Annotated in this window: 5 protein-coding genes; 1 reads left to right on the top strand and 4 read right to left on the bottom strand. The window is 23.5% G+C overall.

Annotated elements, in window-relative coordinates; translation table 11 throughout:
* Nucleotides 1–174 precede the first annotated feature (174 nt).
* The gene (locus GBZ86_RS13930; RefSeq protein WP_152891649.1) at nucleotides 175–1,296 is read left to right on the top strand and encodes an AI-2E family transporter; all 1,122 of its coding nucleotides are present in this window, start codon (nucleotides 175–177) and stop codon (nucleotides 1,294–1,296) included.
* A 105-nt stretch (nucleotides 1,297–1,401) separates the two neighbouring features.
* On the opposite strand, the gene GBZ86_RS13925 is transcribed toward GBZ86_RS13930, so the two are convergent.
* The 4 genes from GBZ86_RS13925 to GBZ86_RS13910 form a co-directional block, all read right to left on the bottom strand.
* Nucleotides 1,402–1,785, bottom strand: a complete 384-nt coding sequence (locus tag GBZ86_RS13925) for a HEPN domain-containing protein (RefSeq protein ID WP_152891647.1) — start codon at nucleotides 1,783–1,785, stop codon at nucleotides 1,402–1,404.
* 3 nt (nucleotides 1,786–1,788) lie between these two features.
* A complete protein-coding gene (locus GBZ86_RS13920; RefSeq protein WP_152891645.1) occupies nucleotides 1,789–2,145 on the bottom strand; it encodes a nucleotidyltransferase domain-containing protein in 357 nt (118 codons plus the stop codon).
* 92 nt (nucleotides 2,146–2,237) lie between these two features.
* Entirely contained in the window at nucleotides 2,238–2,762 is a 525-nt protein-coding gene (locus GBZ86_RS13915) for a chromate transporter (protein WP_152891644.1), read from the bottom strand.
* Between the two features lie 8 nt (nucleotides 2,763–2,770).
* On the bottom strand, nucleotides 2,771–3,298 hold the full coding sequence (locus GBZ86_RS13910) for a chromate transporter (protein WP_152891642.1): 528 nt from the start codon (nucleotides 3,296–3,298) through the stop codon (nucleotides 2,771–2,773).
* Between the last annotated feature and the right edge of the window lie 169 nt (nucleotides 3,299–3,467).

The raw sequence follows: 3,467 nt of genomic DNA, 5'->3' as shown, positions 1-3,467 counted from the left end.
ATATCATATTTAAAAACTTTATAATTCTTTATAGAAATTCTATAAAATTAATTTGTTTATTAAATATAAATCCATTACTTTACATTTTTATTTACAATTATTAAAAATATATTGATTAGAACCCATATAAATTTTATAATCAATATATTATAAAACTTTAAGGGGGTTTTTTCTTTGAGTGAATTTTTAAAAGAAAATTCTAAATATGTAAAGTGGGTAGCTGTCTTTATTGCATCATACTTAGGTATAAAAATAATAGATAATATTCCTGAATTAATGACTATTTTTCATGTTGTCTACTCTGTAATAGCACCATTTATAATAGCATTTATAATAGCATATATTTTAAACCCATTAGTAAATTTATTTAATAGGAGGTTAAAACTTGCAAGAGGTGTTAGTATTATTCTAACATATGCTTTATTTATATCATTAATTGCTCTTGCACTTACTTTTCTTATACCTAATTTATATTCAAGCGCATTAGATATAATTGATAATATTCCTCATATAACTAAAAATTTAGAAATATTTGCTAATGATATGTTAAAAAATATTAACAATATAGTTCCTTTAGATATGTCTGTATTAAAAACTGACAATATTAAATTTATTACAGGTTTAAGTAGCTTTGTTGTTAATATTACTAATTGGATTCTAACCAATGCTGTATCTGTAACTACTTCTGTAATAAATGTAGTATTTGGATTCTTAATTTCCATATATGTTTTAGTTGATAAAGACAATATTATAAAAACCGCTAAGACATTTATACTTATATTATTTAAAAATAAAAATGGTACACGATTAATAAAATTTATTAAGACATTAAATGAAATGGTAGGAACTTATATTGGAATTAAAGCTATTGATTCTACAATTATAGCAATATTAGCATTTATAGGATTAACTATTCTTAAATCACAATATGCTCTATTACTTTCTGTTATTGTAGGAATGACTAATATGATTCCTTATTTTGGACCATTTGTTGGAATGATAGTAGGCGCATTTATTAATATTTTTGTAAGTCCAATAAAAGCTTTAGTTGTATTTTTGTTTTTATTTATACTACAACAGTTTGATGGATGGTATTTAGATCCAACTCTTATAGGAAACAAGGTAGGTCTTAGCCCTATTTTAGTAATCTTAGCTGTTACAGTAGGTGGAGCTATGTATGGACCTATAGGAATGATTTTAGGAAGCCCTATTTTAGCAGTTTTAAAAATATATACTGTTAAATTAATGAACAAATATAAATACAGAGCAAAACCTGAAGTTAATAATTCTATTTAATAAGTGAACTACTCTCCACTTAGCTAAAGCTTAAAGTGAGATAATTCTCTTAAATTTAGTTAAAAGTCATGAGTTTAGAAAGAAATCTAAAGTCATGACTTCTAATTATATACTATCTTTTATTTTCTTTAATTCGTTTAATAATCCGTAAAATTGTTCTAAATATTCTTCAAATTCTTCTCTGGATAATATTTCATAATCATCAGAGGCATATCTTCTACTAAAATAAAAATCCTTTAAATCTCTGCATAAACTTTTATACTTTTTAAGCTCAGAATAATCAGATAAATATAATATTTCTAATAATTTAACTAAATTATGTTCTTTACTTACAACTCCATATCTTTTTTCAATTATTCCTTTTAAATTCTTTTCAATACACTGCTGACAATGTACAAGAGTACCATCCTCTAATCCTTCTGTATTTTTTGTTGCTACTATAAACTTTTCATCTATATCTGCAAAATAAAACATATCTCTTTTAACCATTTACTACCACCCCCTAATATCAACCAAATCTTCTAATATAGCACTTTCAAAACAAATTTCTTTACAAAGAATATTATATCTATCTATATTATATAATTTTATATCTACTTCTCTATTAATTTTTAGATTATCTATTAAATCTTCTATTTCATGTCTTAAAAATCTTAATTCTTTGTTAGATTTATCTCCATTTATTAGAACTAATAAATCTATATCACTATCCTTTGAATATCTTCCTTTAGCTATTGAACCAAATAAAAATATTTTTGCATTTATAATTTTATTTTGTATTATATTTTTTATATTAATTATATCTAATCTTAAATTCTTATCTAACGTATAGTTAACTTCATTTTTCAAATCAACACCTACTTTTTTTATATCTAGTGTGTTATATCACTAAACCATCTATTTATAATTATAAACCATTAATATTGTAACCTATAGTATATTTAAATATAAAAAATTATTCCAAGAACAGATGAAAATAGTATGCATATTATTGGGTGTATTTTCTTTGACAATAACATTATAGCAATTATTATTGTTATAATTACAGATTTTATATCTGTATATGAATCTTTTGCTAGACTAATAAACGCATTTATTATAAGTGCTATAAGTACAGGTTTCATACCAATTAAAGCAGCTTGTATACTTTTATTTGCTTTAAATTTGTTTAATATTTTACTAACTATTAATACTAATATAAATGATATAATTATTACTCCTAGCGTTGATATTAAACTTCCAATAACTCCTGCCATTTTATAACCTACAAAAGTAGCAGTATTTATAGATACAGGTCCTGGTGTCATTTGTGATATTCCTATTATATCTAAAAAATCTAATTTACTAAGCCAATGATTATTAGTTACGACTTCTCTTGACATAAAAGGAAGCATGGCATATCCCCCACCAAAGCTAAAAGTTCCTATTTTTAAAAATGAAAAAAATAATTTTAATAATATTGCCATTAGTTCACCTACTTTCTACAGAATATTAGTCCATATATTGCACCACTTATTATTACTATTATTGGATGTATATTGAAAATAGTTAAAGCAATAACAGCTAATACTATAACTATATAATTCATAATTGTTTTCTTTAAGGGTTTAAATAAAGATATTACTCCCATTAAAACTAACATTGGTACTGCTGCACTTATACCTTTAAAGGCTAAGTTCACATAATAATTATGTCTAAATCCCATAAAAAATTTTGCTATGGCTAATATTATTAAAATTGATGGTAAAATTGTACCTAAAAGTGCTAATAAAGCACCCTTTAATCCACTTACTTTATATCCTATATATGTAGAACAATTTACAGCTAATACTCCTGGTAAACTTTGAGCCACAATTAAAGCATCCATAAATTCTTCCTTTGTTAACCAATTCCTATTGTTTACTATTTCTTCTTGAATTAAAGGAATCATTGCATATCCTCCACCGAAAGTAAATGCTCCTATTTTAAAGAATGAAATAAACATTTTTAGTGCTGTATTCATTAAATCGTTCCCACTCTCCTAAAAATTTATATTTATATTTTATCTATATTATTTTATATTAAAATTTCTAATAGTTAAAGCAACCCATAAATTTTTATTAATAAAAACTAATTTATAAATTAAAAAATATTTTATTTAGCTATTAAAAAAGTAGGTAAAGTTTAAACTA

The sequence above is a fragment of the Clostridium tarantellae genome (genome assembly GCF_009295725.1).
Lineage (GTDB): Bacteria > Bacillota > Clostridia > Clostridiales > Clostridiaceae > Sarcina > Sarcina tarantellae.
This window is presented reverse-complemented; position numbering and strand designations above follow the sequence as displayed.